Raw genomic sequence first — 19,107 nt, forward strand, 5'->3', positions numbered from 1 at the left:
GTGGGTTCAAGGATGAAGTGCGACTTGCGAATGATGCCAATGGGTTATCACTCGCAAGGAAAACGCAATGAGACGCACCTACTCGCAGATTGGATTGGACGAACGCCGTAAGATTGCTCGCTGGAGAGCGGCTGGGCTCAGTGTTGACGCCATCGCCGAGAAGCTCGGACGACATCGTTCGACGATCTTTCGCGAAGTCAGACGCAACATGTTTATCGATAAGCAGATACCCGATCTAAGCGGCTACTATTGCGTGACGGCGCATGAGATGGCTTGCGAACGTCGGGCGAAGTTGCGGAAGCTAGCGCGCTTCTCGCATGTTCGGCAGTCGGTGATCGATCGGATCGTGCATGGCTGGTCGCCGCAGCAGATCGCCGGCCGCATGCGCCTGGAACGGCACCCCATCTCGGTCAGCCACGAAACGATTTATAAGTTCGCGTATTCGGCCGACGGCCATGCGATCAAACTGTGGCGACATTTGCCGGAGCATCGTGCCAGACGCCGGCCGAGGCATGCCAGACGCAAGCACGGCCAACGCTTTAGCCCCGACTTGAACATCCTGCGGCGCCCGGATGTCGTTGCCGATCGCAAGCAGTTCGGCCATTGGGAATGTGACCTGATCCAGTTCCGCAAGAAGTTCGGAAAGGCCAACGTGACATCGCTTGTCGAGCGGGTCAGCCGCTTTGCGATCTTTCTGCGCAACAACGACCGTCAGTCTCGGCCTGTCATGGATGGCCTCATACAAGCATTGCAGTCCCTGCCTCATCTTGCCCGCCGTTCAATCACCTTCGACCGCGGGACGGAGTTCACCGACTGGCCGTACCTACAGGCGAGCATCGGCACCCAGACATGGTTCTGTGATCCACAATCACCCTGGCAGAAAGGCACGGTCGAGAACACCAACGGTCGGGCACGAAAATGGCTTTCGAAAGAGGTCGATCCCCTATCGGTGACGGACGCAGATCTGATCGAGATCTGCAACCACCTCAACGCGACCCCGCGCAAATGCCTTGGCTATCGAACGCCCGCCGAGGTCTTCCGCAAGAAACTGCTCGCTCAAATGCGGCATGCGGGATAGGTTAAGACGATCCGCAAGTCGCGGTTCAGCATGAACTCACACATGCTTCTCGCGCGAAGGAGACAAGCCGGTGATGTTCTTGGCCGGCATTCATGTACGCAGTAGAACTTCGCGCGCGAGGTCACGCATACACGCTGTCAATCGCCGTCTTAACATTCCGCGCCAATTGATATCATTTGGATTCCATTCGTCCCGGCGCGACAGGTTCGCTTCGCGGCAACAGCGCGCCGAAATAGCGGGCGTTTCATTGGCCTGCCCCCACCCGGACGAGTTGCCGCCGGGTGGAGAGAGGGGTCAAATCAAGGCGGAATTCAACCACCCACGGGCACCGATCAAAAGTTTGCCGCTGCTTTAGGTCACTCAACCGGCTTGATCGAGGCAACGATTGCCTTGACTTCAGCATCATGCTTGTCTTCTTCCCCCTTGTCTCCCCAGTATGTCACCACGAGAGCGTTGTCAGCGCTCACCTGTACGATGAGCAAGCCGACGCTAACGGGACCGTCTTCATCTTTGCCATCCCACTCCAAGGTGGCCATTTGCATGCCGTTGACTTCAGTAGTAGGCGTCTCCTTTTGAGTAGAGGGGTCGATCGTTACACTGTTTTTCGTGAGAAAATCGATCGCGCCGGTCACTACTTTCTCCATGGATTTGCCGCTGGCGACCTCGGCCGAAAGATAGACGGCGGAATCGGCCGAGGTTCCCTGGACGCCGCCGTCGGTTTCTTCCGGCTTCCAGCTATCTGGAATGGTGATACTGGCGACGGGCTTGTCCGTCGGAAATGTCAAGGTCGCAGCATTCGCGGTGAATGGGGACGTTAATGCAAGCAAGGCCAATGTGATAATTTTCTTCATGGTAGAATCCTTAGAACTTAAAACCGATATACAAGACGGCAATGAGATCTTTAAATACAACGTGTTAAGATCGTAACTAGTTGGCGAGCAAAACAATGATTTTAAGAAAATAACATGAATCCACGTGCGGGCTTTTACTGCCATGCTTAGTCAAACATCAATCTCTGGCGGCAGACGGGATTTTCGTAATCAACAGTTGGGAAAAGATAGTAGTTCGAGGATATCAAAAGCGCACCTTGAGCCCGAAATAAAGCCGGCTATGAGGATCGACCTTTCGGGAGGGCTTCACAACGACCGAACGACCTTCACAAGGTGTTTCATGTCGGTGGGTTTCCAGAGATTGAGCACCTTGGCTAAAACATCATGCGGATGCTGATGGCGATCGCTCTTACAACAAGATGGCGGGTAACAAGGGCATATGCGACTGCGCGAAGCCGAAAGCTGAAGCGAGGCTCCTACTCTTTCAGGCGCTGCTCTCGTCCACGGTCCGTTTTCGTTGCGGCCCAGCCGCCGATCGCCGCCGCTGCATATCGCCGAAGAGGCCGCCGGGACGCACCAGCAGGATGATGCAGAGCATAACGCCGATTGCCACGATCTGCAGCGATGCCGCACGCGCCTGCTGTTCGGGCGAAAAGAGGATACTCGTCAGCGCACCGGAACCGGCCCAGATCGCCCAGACCAGAACGCTGCCGACGATAGCACCCTTGTTGCTGCCAGAGCCACCGACGATCAGCATGACCCAGACCTGAAAGGTCAAGATCGGAAGGTAGTTGTCCGGTGCGATAAAGCCGATGAAATGCGCCTGTATGGCGCCGGCCAGCCCCATGATCGCACCGCCGACGGCAAAGGCTTGTACACGATAGAAGCGAGCGCTCTTGCCGAGAGAAATGGCAGCGCGCTCATCTTCACGCAACGCCTTAAGAACACGTCCCCAGGGGCTTTTCGCCAGATGCTCCAGCGCAAGATAGACGATCAGCATCACGACGATCACGACAGCGAGATTGGCCAGATTGAAAAGAAGTGGCGTTTCGGCGAGGCTGGAAAATGGGCGCGGAATGAAACCGATGCCAAAGGGGCCACCGGTCAGTTTCTGCGCATTCAGCGCCACGAGCTGGACGACGACGGCCACGCCGAAGGTGGTGATCGCCAGATAATCGGATTTCAGCCGGAGCGTCGCCACGCCGATGATGGCGGCGGCAAGACCGGCGACAATCATCGCGCTGAGCCAGCCGACGATAACAGGCAGATCGAACCCGCCGAGCCGCCCGGCAGTATCCGGGGTCGTCAGCAGGGCAGAGGTATAGGCGCCAATCGCTACGAAGCCGGCGAGCCCGACATTGAAGAGGCCAGTCAGGCCCCATTGCAGGTTCAGGCCGAGGGTGATGAAGGAGAAGATCAGCGCGGTAGTCAGGAAGAAAGCGCCGTAACCAATAATGTCCATCATCGCTCCCTCACTCCGAAAAGGCCGATCGGCCGAATGAACAGCACCGCCATCAGGATGATGAACGAGATGGCGGCACGCCATTCCGCACCAATAAGCTGGACCGCGGCCGCTTCGGCAAGACCGATGATCAGGCCGCCCAAAACTGCGCCCGGCACGCTGCCGATACCGCCCAGAATAGCCGCAGCAAACATCGGCAGCAGCATGTCGAAGCCCATCAACGGCCGGATCTGCACGAGAATGCCGATCATCACGCCGGCGACGCAAGCCAGCCCCCCACCGATCAGCCAGGTGACGCGCACGACCTTGGCGACATCGATGCCGACGACACGGGCAAGTGCCGGGTTTTGGCTCAGCGCCTGCATGGAGCGGCCGGTCCGCGTCCTCGTCATCAGAATATGAACGCCGAAAACCAAAAGCGCAGTGACAATCAAAAGGGCGATCTGATCGGGCGTGATGCGGATGCCGAAACCGACGGGCATGGCGATCTGGATCGCGCGGCTGAAATAGGTCGGCCGTGAGGTGAAGAGAAACTCAAGAAGGCTGCGCAGCGCCATGGAAGCGCCGAAGCTCGCCATGACGACGATGATCGACTGGCCCTTGGCGCGTAGTCTTGCAAACAGCACCTTGTCGAGCGCGAGGGCAAGGACGCCGGTAAAGCCCATTGCCACGATCACCGCCACGAGCAGCGGCCAGCCGAAAGAGAGCGGGCCGATGGGTGCGACCTTGCCGAAGATTGCACCGATGGCACTGACGACGGTGAGCGTCGCGTAGGTACCCCAGGCCATGAAATCGCCGTGGGCGAAGTTCGAAAAACGAAGGATCGAATAGGTCAGCGTGACACCGATGGCGCCCAGACCGATCATCGAGCCCGTCAGCAAGCCGTCGACGATGAATTGAAGGTTCATGCCGCACCTCCCTTTGTCGACGGTGCTGGTCGCTGCCCGAGATAGAGTTCGGCTACGACAGGATCGTTCCAAAGTTCCGATGCAACGCCTTCATGTCTGTCCTTGCCTTCGACAAGAACATAGGCACGATCGCCGATGGCCAGCGCCGCCTTTGCATTCTGCTCGACCAGCAGAATGGTGACGCCGGATTTGCGGATTTCGGTCAGCATGTCGAAGACCGTCGAGACGAATTTCGGCGAGAGGCCCGCCGAGGGCTCATCGAGCACGAGAAGCTTCGGATGCACGATAAGGGCACGCGCGACGGCGAGCATCTGCCGCTGCCCTCCGGAAAGATTACCGGCCGCGATGCGGCGATGACGCGCGAGATCCGGAAAGGTCGCATACATTTCGTCGATGCGGGCCGGCACGTCCTTCGGCTTCAAAATTCCGCCGGCGACCTTCAGATTGTCTTCAACGGACATCAGCGGAAAGATATTTTCCGTCTGCGGCACGAAGGCAAGGCCGAGTCGCACCATCATATGCGCGGGCGCACTCGTTATGTCCCTGCCGGCTAGCTCCACCGTGCCGCTTTCGACCGGAACGAGACCGGCAATCGCCTTGATGAAGCTCGATTTGCCAGCGCCATTGGGGCCGAGCACAACGACGATTTCCTTCTCCTTCACCGTAATCGAGGCGCCGCGCACGATCGGAACACCCGGCTCGTAACCGGCAACGAGATTGCGAACGTTCAAGACCGGTTGGCTCACGCCGCGCCTCCCAGATAGGCTTCGATGACGCGCGGATCGCGGGCGACCTCTTCCGGCGCGCCCTCGCAAAGAAGCTGGCCGCTCGCCATCACAAGCACGCGGTGACAGAGGCGCGTGACCATATCGATATTGTGTTCAATCAGAAGAAAGGTGACACCGCGCTGGTTGATATCGCGGATACGGTCAATGATCGTCTCCAGAAGAGTAGCGTTGACGCCGGCAGCGGGCTCGTCGAGCAGGATGAGGGCAGGATCGGCCATCATGACGCGGGCAAGCTCCAGAAGCTTGCGTTGACCGCCGGACAGAACGCGCGCCGGTTCATGCGCCAGACGCGTCAGGTGAACGAGGTCGAGCAGCTCCATCGCCTTGGCATGGGCGGCCTTCTCCTCAGCGGCGACCTTCCGTGGCCGTAGGAAATTCGACAAGAAGCGCTCTCCTGTCTGACCTTGGGCGGCCAGCATCACGTTGTCGAGAAGCGTCAGATTGGGAAACGGCCGCGGGATCTGGAATGTGCGTCCAAGCCCGCGGGCGATCCGTCGATGGGCAGCCTCGCCTGCGACTGCGGTGCCATTCAAGACGATTTCGCCGCTGCTCGGCGCGACGCTGCCGGCCAGAAGGTCGAACATCGTCGTCTTGCCGGCGCCGTTCGGACCGATCAAGCCGAGGATCTCGCCCTGGCGCACATGGAAGGAAACGTCGTTGACGGCCACGAGACCGCCGAAACGCCGCACCACGTTTCTGGTTGTCAGAACGGGCCGGGCTTCCTCCCCATGCCGTTCAGGTGTCGTACTCATGAGATCCCTCTGGCCGGAAGGCGATCATTGCCGCTTCCCTGATTATTTGATTTGTGATCACACTTGCATTGATCACGCTAATCAGCTTTAATCTTCTTCGCAAGCCGAAAAAGGAATTTCGAATGCAAAAGGCCACCGCCGACAAGAGCGATCCGATTGCCGCACAGCTTGCGCCAGTGGGGCGAGAAACCGTTCAGGACCGGGTTTATCTGGAGCTGCGCCGCGCGCTGATCGGCGGGCTGTTCGAGCCGAGCCAGGTGCTGACGATCCGCGGCTTGGCCGACGCATTGATGACCAGCACCATGCCTGTGCGCGAGGCGCTCGGTCGATTGATCACCGAAAAGGCGCTGGAAGCCCTTCCCAACAGATCCGTTCGCGTGCCGCCGATTACGCTGGAGCGCATGGACGATCTTCTGCGCGCCCGCATCCTGATCGAGGGCGAGGCGATCGCGCTTGCCGCGACCCGCATGACGCCGCGGCAGATTGCGACCATCGAGAGCATGCTCGGCGAATGGGACGAGATGCGCGCGCTGAAACACAAGAAGGACGTCGACCGCGAGGTGACGCTGAACCAGGCCTTTCACTTCGAGATCTATCGCGCCTGCGGTTCGACCGTGCTGATCCCGATGATCGAAAGCCTTTGGCTGCAATCCGGCCCCTGTATCCGCGTCGCGATTTATGCCTTCTCGGATGCCGGCGAGGTCGATACCGCCCATTATCACCGTACGATCGTCAAGGCGATCGCCACGCAGGATGCAAAGGGAGCCCGCGATGCGCTGGTGGCGGACATCAGCCGGCCGTTCACCTTCCTGCGCAGCAAACTGGAAGCCGAAGCCAAGAAGGGCCTATCCGTATGAGCCAACGCGCCATCAAGATCACCGAACCACGTTCCGGCCTCAGTGTATTGGCGCCTCTGCTGGAGGCCAAGGCGCCCGACAATGCCGCCTTTCTGTGGACCTATCTGAATGAGCCGCGCGTCGTCGGCGGTATTCATGCCATGTGGACCGGCCCGGAAATCTCCTGCCCGATCCCGTCGGCGCATCTGAAAGGTGCTTCCTATGCGAATGCCCTGCCTGCCGAGAACGCGACACTGACGCCGCAGCCAGGCGATATCGTGCTCAGCTACGTGCCGCCGCGTATGTGGGGCGGCAATCCAGATGCGATCTTCGATATCGGTCTGTTCTATGGTCAGGGCGCTCGCCTGCTCTTCCCGATCGGCTGGCTTGCCGGCAGCGTCGTCGCGCAAGTGCGCCCTGAAGAACGCGAACACTTCGCGGCGGCCTGCGGCGTCATCCGCCGCAACGGCGCCTGCGACGTCACCTTCGAACACGCGGAGATCTGAGATGGCGGCTGAAAGCGACGACAGTTTCGAACTCTTCGACCTTAGAGTGGAAGCGATCATTCCCGAGGGCAAGCCGATCTATTGCGGCGCCAAGCCGGGCGACTATTTCGAACTCAAGGGCGAAATGCTGTCCCTGCCTGCTGGCCAGGGCTTCTCGATCTACTCCATTTCAGCCGCCCTGCCGCTGTTGGCGGCCAAGCAACGGCCCACTCATAAGAACGACTGGATGACCTCGGACGCGGAAATCGCCTGCCCCGATCCCAACTGCGCGAGCCGGCTCCGGATCGTAAGAACCGGCAAACGGCGGTTCAGCCATGCCGAAACAACGGCCGTGCAGTTGCCCGAAGGAGAATGAATTGCATGACCGCCAAGACTTTTGAGCTCAGCCCCGGATACGAGATTTCCCGCGTTATCCGCGGCGGCTGGCAGCTTGCCGGCGGGCACGGCGCCATCGATCGCACCCAGGCGGTGACCGACCTGATCGCCGCATTCGACGTCGGCATCCGCACCTATGACTGCGCCGACATCTATACCGGCGTCGAGGAGCTGATCGGCGAGGCCCGCGAGCGGCTCCGCAACGAGCGCGGCACGGAAGCCTCAAGTGCGATGAAGGTCCACACGAAGCTGGTTCCCGATCTGGAAAAGCTCGCAACCATCAGCCGCGATTATATTCGCGGCATCGTCGACAAATCGCTGCGCAAATTGAAGACCGACCAGCTTGACCTGGTACAGTTTCACTGGTGGGACTACTCACTATCAGGCTATCTCGAAGCCCTGAGCTGGCTGGACGAGATGCGCCGCGAAGGCAAGGTGCGCAATGTCGGCACGACCAATTTCGATACGCCGCATATTGCCGAGATTCTGAAAGCCGGCATTCCACTCATCAGCCAGCAATTGCAATATTCCGTTCTCGATCAGCGGCCGTCGCACAGCCTCGCCAAGCTGGCGGCGGAGAACGAGGTGAAGTTCCTCTGCTACGGCTCGGTGGCCGGCGGCTTCCTAAGCGATAAATGGCTGGGGCAGCAGGAACCGGAAATGCCGCTCGAGAACCGCTCTCTCGTCAAATACAAGCTGATCATCGATGACTTTGGCGGCTGGGAGCTGTTTCAATCACTGCTCGGCACACTGAAAGCCATCGGTGACCGTCATGGCGTCGATATCGCCACGATCGCCAGCGCATGGGTGCTGGAGCAGCCGCAGGTGGCCGCCGTCATCGTCGGTGCCCGCAATCAGGCACATGCGCTCGCCAATGCCAAGATCATGGACATTGCACTTTCGGATGACGACCGCCGCCAGATCACCGACATCATCGCCCAAAGCCCCGGACTTGAAGGCGACGTCTATACGCTGGAGCGTGACCGCACAGGCAGGCACGGCTCGATCATGCATTACAACCTCAATGCGGGGAAGGTATGAGCCAGCAATCGCCTCTCTTCCGCAAAGCCAGCGCCGAAGTCATCGATTTCCATCGCTTCTTCGAAGCCTGGTACAATGCCGCCACTGCCGATTATACGGATTTCGGCCGCTGCGAACGCACTTTCGGCCAGGCGTTCCACATGATCCCGCCGACCGGCCGTATCTTCGACCGCGGGGAAACCATCGAGCTGATCCGGGTGAACCGGGCGACGTTTCAGGGCAATTTCACCATCGAGATTTCGGATATCTGCGCGAGCTACGAAACTGCGGATACTATCGTCCTGACTTATGTCGAAACGCAGACGCGGGCGGGCAAATATAGCCGGCGTCAGGCGAGCGCCCTTTTCACTGCAAGTTCATCGGCACCCAACGGCGTCGAATGGCAGCATCTGCATGAAACCTGGCTGCAGATGCCGGAGACCTGACAGGTTCTTAAAAAGCAGAAATGAAAATCGTTGACCGAACAAGGGGAACAAAGATGAAGAAGACGATATTTCAAATCACCACGGCTCTCGCCCTTCTGACTGCAGCCGGCGCCGCCAATGCCGCAGACTGCAAAGTCACGGTCGGCCTCGTAATGGAACTGACCGGCCCGGCCGGCGAATATGGCCAGGCGGGCGCCAAGTCCGTCGAGATGGCCTTCCGCGATATCAACGCCGCCGGCGGCGCCCATGGCTGCGATCTGGTGACGGATACGCGCGACAGCCAGAGCCAGGGCAATGTCGCAGTGGATGCTGCGACCCAGCTCGTGCAGGTCAAGAAGGTTCCGGCCATTATCGGCGGTATTATTTCTTCGGTGACGATCCCGATCCTGACGTCGGTCACCGCACCCGCGAAGATCGTGCAGGTATCGCCCGCTGCCTCCTCGCCGACGCTGACAGCGCTCGGCCGCGACGGCAAAACCAACGGTATCTTCTTCCGCACCATCACATCGGATTCGCTGCAGGGTATCGCCGCCGCCAAATATGCGATCGATAAAGGCTTCAAGAAGCTCGCGATTATTCACGTCAACAATGATTTCGGCGTCAACATGGTCGCCGAATTCTCTAAGGCCTACAAGGCGCTCGGCGGAATGATCGTCTCTACGACGCCCTACAATGAAAAGCAGTCGAGCTATGCCTCGGAAGTCACCGCCGGCATGGGGGGCGATCCGGACGGCCTCTACCTCGTCAGCACGCCGGTCGACGGCGCGACAATCGCCCGCACATGGATCTCGCAAGGCGGCCCGCAGAAGTTCCTGCTCAATGACGGCATGAACAGCCCGGACTTTATCGATTCCGTCGGCGCCGACTATCTGAAGGACGCCTATGGCACCTCCTCGGGCACGACACCGACGCCCTCGACCGACTACTTCAACAAGAACTACAAGGATTTCTCGGGGATCGAGCCGACCAACCCGGCCGCTGACCGAGCCTATGATGCGGGCGCGATCGTCGGTCTCGCGCTGGCTATCGCCGGCGACGACACATCCAAGCTCAAGGATGACATCTATAAAGTCGTCGATCCCAAGGGCACGCCGATCTATGCCGGCAAGGAAGAGTTCGCCAAGGCGCTCGGTCTCATCAAGGAAGGCAAGCCGATCCGTTACGAAGGGGTCATCGGCGCGGTTTCCTTCGATCAATATGGCGACATCACCGGCCCATTCCGTCTCTGGAAGATCGCCGACGGCAAGGTCATCACCGACGGCGAGCTGAAGATGGAAGACGTTTCGGCCCTGAAGGATAAGATCAAATAGGCGACACTCTACTTTGCAGAAAGGCGAGGTGCACTCATCGGCGCGCCTCGCTCGCAATCATCTTGGCGCAATCCCTTCAGCGGCTGATCTATGGTGACAGCTATCTGGCGTAGTTATTGAGAGACCCTCCGCTGATGCCCGGCAGTGCCCCTCGCCCCACTAATCCGACCCTGTGGACGCTCACAGCCGGCCCTGCCCCTGAACTTTCCCACGACCTGCCTTCCCGCTCAGACGTCGTCGTAATCGGCGGCGGCTTCACCGGCCTGACCGCAGCACTTCATCTTGCCCGCGCCCGCCGCTCCGTGACCGTTCTTGAGGCCGGGCGGCTGGGTGCGGGAGCTAGCGGGATGAATGCCGGCTTCGTCGTTCCCAATTTCGCTAAGGCCGATCCAGCGACCGTCCGTCAGAAGCTGCCGCGCGACAAGGCGGATGCGCTGTTGTCGCTCGTCGGTGCGGGTGCCGACGAGGTGTTTGCGACCATCGCGGAAGAGCAGATTGCATGCGATGCCGCGCAGACCGGTTGGCTGCAGCCCGCTTATGGCGACGACATGGCTGCGATCCTGCGCCAAAGGGCGAAGGATTGGACAGAGCTTGGTCGTCCAGTCGAATTTCTCGATGCCGGCGCCATCCGGAACGACACCGGTATGGCGATCTATTCCGGAGGATTGATCGATCACTCCGGCGGCACCCTCCACCCGCTAAATTATCTCTATGGACTCGCAGGCGCGGTCATGCGCCGCGGCGGCAAGATCCTCGAAAACAGTGTGGTAGAGCGCGTCGAGCGACATGGCGACACCTGGCGCGTTAACCTTGGGGGCCATGAAATCGAAACGGATGTCGTCATCCTCGCGACCAACGCCTTCACCAGCGGCATAGCCTCCCGCATGGGCCGAACGGGCGTGCCGCTCAAGGTCTATCAAGTGGCGACGAAACCGATCGACGCCAAAACCGTTGCACGGATCGCTCCAAATCGCCGCCCCGTCGGCGACACGCGCTCCAACCTCTTCACCTATCGGCTCGATCGCGACAACAGGGTGATCAGCGGCGGCATGGCGATCAATCCGGTCGGCGCCTTCGAGCGTGTCGGCCGCGCCGTCGCCGACCGGCTCGCATCCGAGCTCCGCCTGTCGCGCCATCCTGGCATAGAGATCGTCTGGACAGGAACGGCGATCATGACACCGGATTTCCTGCCGCGCCTCTATCGGTTCGGCGACGGCTTCTTCGGGGGGATCGGCTGCAACGGCCGCGGCATTGCCATGACGGCGCAACTCGGTCGAACACTGGCGAGACTGGCGCTCGGTGAAATCGCGGAATCCCTGCCTATCCCGCTGCAGTCCAGCCGGCCGCTGCCATTTCACGGGCTCATGCCTATCGTGGCCTCGCTTGCCTTGACGCATGCACGCTTCGAAGATTGGCGAAACGGCCGTCGATAAAGGGCCAATGCGGTGTGGCTGTATTTCCGTTTCCCGCTGAGCCGGCGCTTGGTAGAGGAAACATTTGCCACTACGAAAACGGGAGCGGGCGATGCAGGGTTTTCGGTCCGCTGGCGGTTTGCAACGATTTCTCTCGATCTTCTTAGCAATCCTAAATCTTTTCGTCCCGCCGCACCAGAAGCACACCGCCCTCGCCACCCACATTCATCGCATCCGTCTCTCTGACCTCGTCATCTCCTGTTCCAAGATCACCAGCTTTCGGTGGTTTCAACGCCCTGCATCGATGATCATTCCTCCGTCGGGTGTAAGGCTGTAGCCAGTAATGAACTGGGCATCCTTGCTGGCAAGGAACAGCACCACAGGAGCGATGTCGTCTTCGGGTGAGCCATATCGAGCAAGCGCATTTGCTGGAGCTGGCGCGTTGGCAGCGGCTGCACCCCATGTATCAGCGACCGGAAGGACGTTGTTCACGGTGATGTTGTCTGATCCCCATTCGCGGGCTGCGACTCTTGTCAGCGCGCGCACGGCTTCTTTTGCCATGTTGTATGGGGCGTATGGCACCAGACCCGTCACGCCTGCCATCGAGCCGAAGTTGATGACGCGCCCTTCGCCGCTAGCTTTAAGATACGGATAGGCTGCTTGCATGGTCCTTAGAAAAGCAATCGGGCCTGTATCGAAGTTGCGTTGCAGTTGCTCGACAGACAATTCTAGAACCGACGCCTGCACGACGGATGGGTCGAAGGCATTGTTGACAAGGATGTCTATGCCGCCCCACGTTTCAACGACCTTGCCGATGGCGGCCTTAATCTCGCTAGCATTGCTGACGTCAGCGGCAATCCCTAAAGCCGTTCCACCTGCAGCTTCTATGTCAGCCACAACGGCATCAACATTCGCCGGCGTGAGCGAAACCACTGCGACCTTTGCGCCCTCGGCGGCAAAGAGTTTAGCGGTAGCACGACCAATTCCACGGCCTGCGCCGGTGATGAAAGCAATCTTGTTTTCAAGCCTTCCCATGGGAGTTTCCTTTTTCGTGGGCGGTTATTGATTCACCATCGCTTGAAAAGCGTATGGTGATGGGACCTCGCGAGCGTAGTTCTGCGTCGCGAAAGATGTTGCTAACAGGATGAGGCCAATGCCGGCGGGAATTGCTCCCTTGACGCTTCGGACGCCGAGATGCGCCATGCCCGACAAGATCAGGTGATAGAACACGCCCGCATAGGCGAGGTCGCTCAAGGGCAGGCTAACTCGGCTCAAGATGGCAAGCGGCCCGATGATCTTCACGACAATCAGAAAGGGCACGAGGTGGGGAACGTGATACCCGAGATCGGCTTGTGCCTTAGCAACAAAGTCCGTTTTCGTAACGTATAATGCTGCTGACGACAGATAGAGTGCCGACAAGAGCACGGTGCTTATCCAATAGGTATATATAGCGGCCATAGGTCATTCCTTTCGCCAGGAGCTCTGGCGAACTAAGGTTTATCTTTGCGCTGTCCGGAAGATGCTTTGCATCAGCTACGAAAAGCTTATAGTGAATTTGATGCCTATGATGACTTTTCGCAAGTAGGATGAATTTCAATCACTAAGTATGGAATAGCATACCAATGGAGCAATCGAACTTTACAATGCAAGATGAGATGCGCCGCGCCTTTGCGATGCTCTCTGGAAAATGGAAGCTCGAAATCATGTGGTTGCTACACCAGCGGGTTCACCGCTTCGGAGAACTCCGTAAGGCCATCCCAGGCATAACCCAGCACATGTTGACCGCGCAGCTCCGTGAACTGGAAGCGGACGGGCTAGTCTCTCGAACTGTTTTTCCAGAGGTACCGCCACGTGTTGAGTACGAAATGACCCAGAAGGCGCTCGGTCTCGGTCCAACAATGCAGGCGTTGACGGCATGGTGGGAGGAGTATGGAAAGACCGTTCCCCCGAAGCCCACCGCACGCGGTCGCAAGCAGATGAAGCCTTTGGCTCGGAAGAGTTAGGTGTCAGGAACTTGATGGATCAATATGACCGCTATTGGCCCAAATCGGTCGCTCTTCAGAGGGCATGGCTGGTTCCCTCCTATGCGCTGTGAGTTGGGAACGAAAGGCCATATGCGCGCAGATGAGAGATCAGCCGTCCCCTGCCCTACGCTCCTGGCTTCTTGAAACGAACACCAACTCCGCCGCCGTTTTCGGCGATAAATTCTATTCCGGCGGTTTCCAAAGCCAGTTGCATGGCCTTTAGATTTGCGCTCGTCACAGAGGGAACTCCATCTTCGATCTCTGCGCGGCTGACTGTCGCGACACCAATTCCCGCAGCTTGTGCAAGGTCTTTTGCACTCCAACGAATCATTGCTCGCGCCGCGCGAAGTTGTGCGCCTGTGATTTTGTTGAACTCATGTGATTTCGAATTGATCAATCGAATCTCGTATGCTACGTAAGTGCTACTAGCAGCTGCACTCGGCGCTCGAACACCGAATGCAGCCTGACCACAACCTAAGCTGTCAGGAGCTCGGATCATGGCTGATTCCGACAATAGCAGAACTTTGCCCAGGGTCACGCAGAGAGACCTACATTCCTTCGTAGCGGCGTCTTTTCCCACACATCCTCAGCTTGCAGCCCGGCTCACGGGACCGCTGGATGTCCAAAATGACGATCTCGCCTTACCATTTTGGCAGCAACGATGGGCGGCCTGGCACCGACTGATCGAATCATGCCTGTGGCAGGAGCGGCTCGAAACGGACCGACGGCCGCTGCATGATTCTCAGGTTCTTGACCGCCAGCCGAACCGAACCTGAGCGCAAGATCTCGGGAAAAATCCGCCGCTGTCAAAGCTGTTACGCCTGGCGTGGATGCTGCAAGCATCTTTTTCGCATTGCTTGGCGCCCAAACCCAACGGTCTCCGCAGCATCGCCCAGGAGATAAAAAGCAGCCACATAAGACGACCTTATTTCTGCGTCACGCGGGCGTAAGGCGAGAGGATTTGCGTGCTCAATTTTGCATTTCAGTTCGTCAATGGTCTTCAGATCACCGTTGTGCTTGCGCTCGTGAGCGGCGCGCTGGGTTCTCTTCTTGGCCTGCTCGTCGCCGTTATCAAACTATCGACGATGCGCGTGCCGGCCCTCGTCGGCCAAGCCTATACAACAATCGTTCGCGGCCTACCCGAGCTACTCGTCATTCTCGTGGTCTATTTCGGCGGAACAGCCGCTATTACGGCGCTGATAGGTCGCTACGTCGAAATCAATGCGTTTGCCGCCGGCGTCGTGGCGTTGATGATCGTCTTTGGCGCTTATTGCGCCGAGATCTTTCGCGGCGCAATCATCAGTATCCCGAGAGGACAGGCGGAAGCCGCGCTCAGTCTCGGCCTGAAACCATGGCAGATCTGGACCTTCGTGATCCTGCCGCAGATGATGCGCGTCGCCCTGCCCGCTTACGGCAATCTCTGGATTTCCCTTGTGAAGGATACGTCTCTCGTCTCGGTCATTGGACTGACGGACATCATGCGCGTGGCCTTTATCGGCGCCGGATCTATGAGAGCACCCCTTCCCTTCTATCTTGCAGCCTCCGCACTCTATCTCGCCCTCACCAGCCTCTCGCTCGCGTCGTTTCGCCTGCTGGAGCGACGCATCCAGATACCCGGCCATTGAGGGAGGCTGATCATGGACATCGATCTCATCATCGAGAGTATTTCCGTACTGGCGCACGGTGTATTCCTCACCCTTTTGCTGACGCTGCTGTCCATCGTGTTTAGCTTCGTTCTATCGGTACCGCTCAGCCTTCTTCGGGCATCACCGAACAGAGCACTCTCGGCATCGGTGTTGGTCTATACCTACGTCTTCCGTGGCACACCATTGCTGGTGCAGCTCTTCCTCGTCTATTACGGCCTCAGCCAGCTTTCGATCGTCCGCCAGAGCCTCCTTTGGCCTGTGCTGCGCGAGCCCTTCTGGTGTGCCCTCATCACCTTCTCGCTGAACAGCACCGCCTATACGACGGAAGTGTTTAAGGCCGGCATATTGGCTGTGCCGCGCGGCGTTGTCGAAGCCGCAAAAGCCCTCGGCCTGTCTCGGTTCATGCAGATACGGCTGATCATATTCCCATTGGCATTCAGGACCGTCCTTCCCTCCTATGCGAACGAGGTCATTGGTTTGGTGAAGGCAAGCTCACTGGCAAGCACCGTCACTCTCCTAGAGATCACAGGGCTGGCGCGCCGGATGGTTTCCGAGACATTCGCGCCGTACGAGGTCTTCTTGGCCGCAGGTCTCCTCTATCTGCTTCTCAATTTTACGGTTTCGATCGTCTTCCGATTCCTGGAAACACGCCTTGCTCGCTCATCCAGCAGTGACACAAAGAACCTGGCCACATATCCGCTCGCTAGGCGGCTCTCTCGCCTCTGGAAGGCGATCGGAAAACAAACCCGCACCAACCCGTCCACTCATTCGCTATAAAAAGGGAACAGCCAATGTATAAATCCATTCTCCTGGCATCCTTCATCGCTGTGGTTCTCAGCCAGTCCGGCGCTGAGGCCGCCGAACGCAAGGTGCTGACGATTGCGACCGAGGGCGCTTCTCCGCCTTGGGACATGATCGATACGGAAGGAAAACTCGTCGGCTATGACATCGACGTCGGCTACGAACTGTGCCGGCGTATCGCAGTCGAATGCAAGTTCGTCGCTCAGGATTGGGATGGGATGATCCCGGCGCTGACGGTCGGCAAGTTCGACGCAATCATGTCCGGCATGGCAATCACCGAAAAGCGCAAGAGGTCAATTGCCTTCTCGCGGCCCTATGCCGGCGGCTTCAACCAGCTTGTGATGCGCAAGGATCTCCAGCTCCCCGCGACCGACACCAAGATCAAGATCAATCTGACAAGTGTCGGCAGCACCGAGCAGGCAGTCCTCGAGCAGCTGCAATCAGCGCTTTCCGGCAAGACACTCGGTGTATTGAGATCCTCGAACTCGGAAGCCGTTCTCAACGAACTCTTCGGTAAAGTGGCGACGATCCGCAGCTACGACACCCAGGACAATCTCCATTTGGATCTTGCTGCCGGTCGCATCGACGGCGGCCTTGCCGACTATTTCACATGGAAGACATTTCTCGACGGCAAGGATGGAGACTCTGCTGCCTTTTACGGTCCCGAGCTCTCCGGCGGTCTATGGGGTCCCGGCGTCGGAGTCGGGATCCGCAAGGACGATACCGATCTGGTGGCGGCCTTCGACAGGGCCATCAACGACACTATCAGCGATGGAACACTGAAGAACCTCAGCCTGAAGTGGTTCGGGATCGATATTTCTCCTTCCGCGACGCCGTGAGACAGGCCGGCGGCTGAATGACTGCCAACACCGCACCAGGCGCCCGATATTCGACCGGCGACTGAATAGAAATTGAACTTTGCAGGTACAAGATGCCCTCCACCTTTACCGTAGCCGTGACCGGCCAATCGCTCATCCATCATGACATCAGGACGTGCGCCGACCCCGGCTTCCTCCAAGTCGTCGAAACCCTGAAAGCGGCCGACGTTGCCTTCACAAACTTTGAAGGAACCATTCTGGGACGGCATGGCGGGTCGGCCATGAAGGGGTCATATTTCGGATATTCCGAACCTTATGTTCTCGACGCTCTGAAACAAGCGGGATTCAACGCCCTGGCGCTTGCAAACAATCATGCCTTCGACCTCGGTCCGCCGGGCATTCTGTCGACGCTCGAGGAGGTTCGCGGCCGCGGCTTCCTTCACGCTGGTATCGGCCTTGATCGCGATCACGCCATATCGCCTGGCATGGCCGCGTTCGGCGATCGCGTCATTGCCCTGGTGGCGATGGATGGCGGACCAGGGCCGCGAACCATGTATGCCGAGAATGCGGGCTACCGTCGTCCATCCAGACCAGGTGTGAACCGATTGGAGGTAACCAGGATTTTCGAGGCGGATCAGGCGGCGTTCGACATGCTGGAAACCATCCAGACGACGTTTCAAAGTTCGAAGCTCGAGCGAGCAAACTATGCGCAGCCCGACGACCCTCCGATCGTCGACGAGGATAAGGAGATCGACTTCTACGGCACGATCTTCAGGCGCTCCAACGCCAACCGCCGTGTCGTTGCGGTTAATCCCGAGAGCGCTTCAAGTCAGCTGGCGGCAATCGCAAGGGCGAGTTCCCATGGGCAGTTCGTCATCGCCTATCTCCACCATCATCACTGGGAGCCCAATTGGCGCGACGTTCCCGAATGGGTCAGAGCCTTCGCCCATGCCTGCATCGATGCGGGCGCGAATGCCTTCGTCAGTCATGGAACTCCAGTCCTGCAGCCGATCGAGATCTACAAGCGCGCGCCGATCTTCTTCGGCCTAGGCAATTTCATCTTTCATACCGAAAAGGGCGAAACGGAATGGAGCTCGCCCGACGTCTGGAAAAGTGTCGTTGCCACATGTGCCTTCGATGCGGCGGGATCCCTGCAGATCGATCTTTTACCCGTGGTACTTGGTGGCGAGGACAGGATCGAAGGGGTCGATTTTCATGAGCGGCGCGTGCCAATGGCCGTTTACGGAAAGACTGGCGAGCAGATCATCGACGATCTCGCTGCGCGCTCCGCTGTATTTGGCACGCGGGTAGAGCGCGACGGGCCAACGGGCAGAATTAAGGTTGCCTGAGGTCTCGACCGGCGAAATTTTACTGGAATGGCCGCACAAACATCCATGCTGCACATTCGGGTAGACGACAAACTTAAAGCCGACGCCACGGAAACTCTCGCCAATTTTGGCTTGTCCGTCTCGGATGCCGCGCGAATCTTCCTAACCCGCGTCGCCGAGGAGGGTGGCTTGCCGGTCGGCTTGACGGCTGACCCGGAAGCCCATGACGAATGGTTCCGCGCCAACGTGCGCGAGGCTCTCGCCGATGCTGAACCGAGCGTGCCTCATCGACAGGTTATGGAGGACGCACAAGCATTGATCGACAGGAAGCGTCGTGCCCGAGCCTGAATGGTCGAACATGGCTCGCGCCGATCTGCTGGCAATTATCGACTACGTCTCGGACGATAATCCCGAGGCCGCGCAGAGATTGAAAGATGATATCGAGGCCAAAGTCGCAAAACTCCCCGAACACCCCGGCTTTACCGATCCGGCCGGGTCGAGGGTACGCGAGAGATGATTGTGCGGGCGAACTACATCGTTGTGTACGCAGAAGGTCCCTCTATGCTGCGTATCCTGCGTGTGTTGCACGCGGCCCAACAATGGCCGCCGGAAAATTAAGGAATTCGCTCTTAGTAACCTTTCGCTGCACCTTCCTAGAAAGGCCGGTTCAATGGCCTTCGCCATTATCCAACCTCGGCTATCGCTCTGATCACAGTTAATTTCCTTGTCCTGAGCTTTGGCGGCAGGCGAAGGTGTTGATTTGCACT

General features: G+C 58.6%; 23 protein-coding genes and 1 pseudogene. 16 read left to right on the forward strand and 8 right to left on the reverse strand.

The features are described from left to right. Positions 1–67: 67 nt before the first annotated feature. Positions 68–1,078: an IS30 family transposase gene (locus ACYJRZ_RS31020; RefSeq protein ID WP_459465238.1), complete on the forward strand. Its 1,011-nt coding sequence runs from the start codon at positions 68–70 to the stop codon at positions 1,076–1,078. A 356-nt stretch (positions 1,079–1,434) separates the two neighbouring features. Here ACYJRZ_RS31020 and ACYJRZ_RS31025 read toward each other — a convergent pair whose 3' ends face one another. The 5 genes from ACYJRZ_RS31025 to ACYJRZ_RS31045 form a co-directional block, all read right to left on the reverse strand. Then, positions 1,435–1,929, reverse strand: coding sequence for a histidine kinase (locus ACYJRZ_RS31025; protein WP_459465239.1), 495 nt, complete (start codon positions 1,927–1,929; stop codon positions 1,435–1,437). Between the two features lie 463 nt (positions 1,930–2,392). Next, positions 2,393–3,373 (reverse strand): branched-chain amino acid ABC transporter permease, encoded by a 981-nt coding sequence (locus ACYJRZ_RS31030; protein ID WP_459465241.1) that lies wholly within the window; start codon positions 3,371–3,373, stop codon positions 2,393–2,395. Next, entirely contained in the window at positions 3,370–4,278 is a 909-nt protein-coding gene (locus tag ACYJRZ_RS31035; RefSeq protein WP_459465243.1) for a branched-chain amino acid ABC transporter permease, read from the reverse strand. The genes ACYJRZ_RS31030 and ACYJRZ_RS31035 overlap by 4 nt, the downstream gene beginning before the upstream one ends. Next, a complete protein-coding gene (locus ACYJRZ_RS31040) occupies positions 4,275–5,024 on the reverse strand; it encodes an ABC transporter ATP-binding protein (RefSeq protein ID WP_459465245.1) in 750 nt (249 codons plus the stop codon). The genes ACYJRZ_RS31035 and ACYJRZ_RS31040 overlap by 4 nt, the downstream gene beginning before the upstream one ends. Then, positions 5,021–5,818, reverse strand: a complete 798-nt coding sequence (locus tag ACYJRZ_RS31045; protein ID WP_459465247.1) for an ABC transporter ATP-binding protein — start codon at positions 5,816–5,818, stop codon at positions 5,021–5,023. The genes ACYJRZ_RS31040 and ACYJRZ_RS31045 overlap by 4 nt, the downstream gene beginning before the upstream one ends. A gap of 122 nt (positions 5,819–5,940) precedes the next feature. Here ACYJRZ_RS31045 and ACYJRZ_RS31050 point away from each other — a divergent pair, with 122 nt between their 5' ends. The 8 genes and pseudogenes from ACYJRZ_RS31050 to ACYJRZ_RS31085 all read left to right on the forward strand — a co-directional run. After that, a complete protein-coding gene (locus tag ACYJRZ_RS31050) occupies positions 5,941–6,675 on the forward strand; it encodes a GntR family transcriptional regulator (RefSeq protein WP_459465249.1) in 735 nt (244 codons plus the stop codon). After that, the gene (locus tag ACYJRZ_RS31055; RefSeq protein WP_459465250.1) at positions 6,672–7,160 is read left to right on the forward strand and encodes a DUF3830 family protein; all 489 of its coding nucleotides are present in this window, start codon (positions 6,672–6,674) and stop codon (positions 7,158–7,160) included. The genes ACYJRZ_RS31050 and ACYJRZ_RS31055 overlap by 4 nt, the downstream gene beginning before the upstream one ends. A 1-nt stretch (position 7,161) precedes the next feature. Next, positions 7,162–7,515, forward strand: a complete 354-nt coding sequence (locus ACYJRZ_RS31060) for a TIGR04076 family protein (protein ID WP_459465252.1) — start codon at positions 7,162–7,164, stop codon at positions 7,513–7,515. Positions 7,516–7,520: 5 nt separating this feature from the next. Further along, entirely contained in the window at positions 7,521–8,576 is a 1,056-nt protein-coding gene (locus tag ACYJRZ_RS31065; protein WP_459465254.1) for an aldo/keto reductase, read from the forward strand. Beyond that, positions 8,573–9,001, forward strand: coding sequence for a hypothetical protein (locus tag ACYJRZ_RS31070; RefSeq protein ID WP_459465256.1), 429 nt, complete (start codon positions 8,573–8,575; stop codon positions 8,999–9,001). Before ACYJRZ_RS31065 ends, ACYJRZ_RS31070 begins: the two co-directional genes overlap by 4 nt. A gap of 53 nt (positions 9,002–9,054) precedes the next feature. Next, on the forward strand, positions 9,055–10,311 hold the full coding sequence (locus ACYJRZ_RS31075; RefSeq protein ID WP_459465258.1) for an ABC transporter substrate-binding protein: 1,257 nt from the start codon (positions 9,055–9,057) through the stop codon (positions 10,309–10,311). Positions 10,312–10,445: 134 nt separating this feature from the next. Continuing rightward, entirely contained in the window at positions 10,446–11,744 is a 1,299-nt protein-coding gene (locus ACYJRZ_RS31080; protein ID WP_459465260.1) for an NAD(P)/FAD-dependent oxidoreductase, read from the forward strand. A 61-nt stretch (positions 11,745–11,805) separates the two neighbouring features. Further along, positions 11,806–11,961, forward strand: a pseudogene (locus ACYJRZ_RS31085) (IS6 family transposase); the annotation flags it as partial. Positions 11,962–12,011: 50 nt separating this feature from the next. On the opposite strand, the gene ACYJRZ_RS31090 reads toward ACYJRZ_RS31085, so the two are convergent. Beyond that, entirely contained in the window at positions 12,012–12,758 is a 747-nt protein-coding gene (locus tag ACYJRZ_RS31090) for an SDR family NAD(P)-dependent oxidoreductase (protein WP_459465262.1), read from the reverse strand. A 24-nt stretch (positions 12,759–12,782) separates the two neighbouring features. Next, positions 12,783–13,181, reverse strand: a complete 399-nt coding sequence (locus ACYJRZ_RS31095; RefSeq protein ID WP_459465264.1) for a DoxX family protein — start codon at positions 13,179–13,181, stop codon at positions 12,783–12,785. A gap of 164 nt (positions 13,182–13,345) precedes the next feature. Between ACYJRZ_RS31095 and ACYJRZ_RS31100 the strand changes: the two genes are divergently transcribed. Then, on the forward strand, positions 13,346–13,726 hold the full coding sequence (locus ACYJRZ_RS31100) for a winged helix-turn-helix transcriptional regulator (RefSeq protein ID WP_459465266.1): 381 nt from the start codon (positions 13,346–13,348) through the stop codon (positions 13,724–13,726). Positions 13,727–13,871: 145 nt separating this feature from the next. On the opposite strand, the gene ACYJRZ_RS31105 is transcribed toward ACYJRZ_RS31100, so the two are convergent. Beyond that, positions 13,872–14,144, reverse strand: coding sequence for a helix-turn-helix domain-containing protein (locus tag ACYJRZ_RS31105; protein WP_459465268.1), 273 nt, complete (start codon positions 14,142–14,144; stop codon positions 13,872–13,874). A gap of 568 nt (positions 14,145–14,712) precedes the next feature. Here ACYJRZ_RS31105 and ACYJRZ_RS31110 point away from each other — a divergent pair. The 6 genes from ACYJRZ_RS31110 to ACYJRZ_RS31135 all read left to right on the forward strand — a co-directional run bounded on the left by ACYJRZ_RS31110 (position 14,713) and on the right by ACYJRZ_RS31135 (position 18,857). Next, on the forward strand, positions 14,713–15,372 hold the full coding sequence (locus tag ACYJRZ_RS31110; RefSeq protein WP_459465270.1) for an ABC transporter permease subunit: 660 nt from the start codon (positions 14,713–14,715) through the stop codon (positions 15,370–15,372). 12 nt (positions 15,373–15,384) lie between these two features. Continuing rightward, a complete protein-coding gene (locus tag ACYJRZ_RS31115) occupies positions 15,385–16,170 on the forward strand; it encodes an ABC transporter permease (RefSeq protein WP_459465272.1) in 786 nt (261 codons plus the stop codon). A 14-nt stretch (positions 16,171–16,184) separates the two neighbouring features. Then, positions 16,185–17,033, forward strand: a complete 849-nt coding sequence (locus ACYJRZ_RS31120) for a transporter substrate-binding domain-containing protein (RefSeq protein ID WP_459465273.1) — start codon at positions 16,185–16,187, stop codon at positions 17,031–17,033. 92 nt (positions 17,034–17,125) lie between these two features. Beyond that, positions 17,126–18,361 carry a CapA family protein gene (locus ACYJRZ_RS31125; protein WP_459465274.1) on the forward strand — a complete coding sequence of 412 codons (1,236 nt, stop codon included), beginning with the start codon at positions 17,126–17,128 and terminating at the stop codon, positions 18,359–18,361. Positions 18,362–18,388: 27 nt separating this feature from the next. Beyond that, entirely contained in the window at positions 18,389–18,688 is a 300-nt protein-coding gene (locus ACYJRZ_RS31130) for a type II toxin-antitoxin system RelB/DinJ family antitoxin (protein WP_459465275.1), read from the forward strand. Then, the gene (locus tag ACYJRZ_RS31135) at positions 18,675–18,857 is read left to right on the forward strand and encodes a type II toxin-antitoxin system RelE/ParE family toxin (protein ID WP_459465276.1); all 183 of its coding nucleotides are present in this window, start codon (positions 18,675–18,677) and stop codon (positions 18,855–18,857) included. Before ACYJRZ_RS31130 ends, ACYJRZ_RS31135 begins: the two co-directional genes overlap by 14 nt. Positions 18,858–19,107: the final 250 nt, after the last annotated feature.

The sequence above is a fragment of the Rhizobium sp. No.120 genome, assembly GCF_054558365.1.